The sequence below is a fragment of the Streptomyces sp. NPDC088246 genome (assembly GCF_044741025.1).
GTDB lineage: Bacteria > Actinomycetota > Actinomycetes > Streptomycetales > Streptomycetaceae > Streptomyces.
Genome location: NZ_JBIURV010000163.1, coordinates 1 through 1,928, shown reverse-complemented (window position 1 = coordinate 1,928; position 1,928 = coordinate 1). Strand labels below are relative to the sequence as shown.

2 protein-coding genes and 1 pseudogene are annotated in these 1,928 nt (G+C 68.5%); all 3 read right to left on the bottom strand.

From position 1 onward, the window contains the following. Window positions 1–107 precede the first annotated feature (107 nt). On the bottom strand, window positions 108–608 hold the full coding sequence (locus ACIPEK_RS46600; RefSeq protein WP_402009108.1) for a hypothetical protein: 501 nt from the start codon (window positions 606–608) through the stop codon (window positions 108–110). Between the two features lie 772 nt (window positions 609–1,380). Continuing rightward, window positions 1,381–1,563, bottom strand: a pseudogene (locus tag ACIPEK_RS46595) (hypothetical protein); the annotation flags it as partial. A 77-nt stretch (window positions 1,564–1,640) separates the two neighbouring features. After that, window positions 1,641–1,928 (bottom strand): DDE-type integrase/transposase/recombinase (locus tag ACIPEK_RS46590; RefSeq protein ID WP_402009105.1); only part of this gene is annotated, 288 nt, incomplete at its 5' end.

The window sequence follows — 1,928 nt, the reverse complement described above, 5'->3', positions numbered from 1 at the left end:
AACCCACCCCCCCCCGGCCCCGCCCCCCCCCCCCCCCCGCGGGGGGGGGGGGGCCGGGGGGGGGGGGCCCCCCCCCCACGGCCGGTCCAGCGTTACTGCGACAGGGCTCAGGGATGGGCGACCGACGGATTCACGGCGTCGAACACCATGACCCCGGCCTCGGGATCAAGGAAGAACGTCCCTTCGAACGCTCCCCCCGTCACCTCGGAGGTGAATCCCTCACTCACCTGCCAGGCCACCCCCTTGGGCACCTTGGGGGAGATCCCCTCCAGCGTGGCCGGGGCCTCGTCGGCCGGTACCCAGTCGTGCTCCTGCTGGAGCCGTTCGGCATCGGCCTTCGCTAGCTGCGCCACGCCCGAGACACGGAAGTCCGTGGGGCCCGGCATCTCCGACGGCCTTCCGAACTCCTTCGTGACCCATTCGACGGCAATGATGTCCCCGAACTCCGGGAACCGCTCGAGAACCGGACCCTTGTCCCGCTCGATCGTCTGCTCCGCCTCCGCCGTCTCCGGCGAGCGGGCCGAGGACCCCGCAGGGCTCCGGACACTCGCCGTGTCGGCCACACCGCTGCCGCAGCCGGTGATCAGAGCCAGCGCAGCGACCAGCATGACTCCCCTGCGCGTCCGACGGACGTCACCGCGGCCCATTGGTCACCACCGTGCTGCTTCCCACGTCTCCCCTGTTCCATGTGACGACTCGGGTGAGCGATCCGCTCACCATGAACGGTTTCGCCCAGCCGAGCGTAGCGAAGCGGCCGTTCTCGGCGTCCGACGCACCCGATGCCTTGTCCTTCATCCCCTTGTTGAAGTCGTAGCGGTCCATGGCGTGGACCGTGATCGTCATCGTGAACTTGTCGCCCTGTGACGTGACTTCGGCGCTGCCCCAGATCTTATGGTCACCCAGGGTCTTGTCCCAGTTCTCGGTCTTCGTGTACAAGCCGGCGCCCGTCATGCTCCGCGCCTCGCCCGTCATGTCGAAGGTGGACTTCCCGGTCTTCCCGCTGAGGATTTCCGCGGCGTTCTGTGCCCGGGCGATCTCGCCGTCCACGAAGGCCCCGATCGCCTCGTCCTCGTGGTACCCCTCGTTGTAGTTCACCTCGAAGTCTGCCCCGGTGTTCTCCCTGTAGCGGGCGTAGGCGGGGACTGCGTCGTCGAGGGCACCGTCACCGTAGAAGCCGAGCGAGGCGAGCAGGCCGCCACCGATCATCTTGGCCTTCCACTTGTTCCAGCTCACGTAGTCGCCCGCGGTCGGCTTGGAGTTGGGGTCGTAGGGGAAGTCGTTGTCGTATGTGACCTTGGGCTCACTGGGCGAGCCCTCTGTGTAGCCGCCACCGCTGGCCGGCTTGGAGGGTGCCAGGAAGAGGCTGGTCATCGTGCTGCCGCCGCCGCACACGTCCTTGATGCCCTCGGCGCACGGCAGGTGCCCGTCCAACTCGATGAAGCTGGTGGGGTTGCCGCCAGTGAAGGCGTAGCGGTTGCTGGTGTACGGATCGGAGCCGAGGCCCATGTCCGCGAGGGCGCCGTTGTACATGTCCCGGGTGGTGAAGCGGTTGAGGCCCGGGTTGGGCGCTGTCACGTTGTTGGGCGTGTGAGTGCCTGACGGTGTGTCGGGTGTGGTGGGGCCGGGTTCCGGCTCCGTGCTCAGGCCGCGGCGGGCAGGTCGGCGACGCCGGTGACCTGGTCCCAGATGGCGAAGCGGGTGGTCATCTCGGTGCGGTATTCGGGGGCGGTCATCAGGTGGCGGCGTGGTCGGAAGTGGGGTGAGATGCCGCCGAACGCGGACAGGAACTGCTGGGCTCCGCCGACGCTACGGAAGCCTTTCATGGCGCGTTCGCGCTGCCGGGTGGGCTGGTGGCTGTTCTCTGCCCGGTTGTTGAGGCCCTTGTGGGAGCGGTGCTCGACGGAGGGCATGACCTCGCGGTGGGCCGC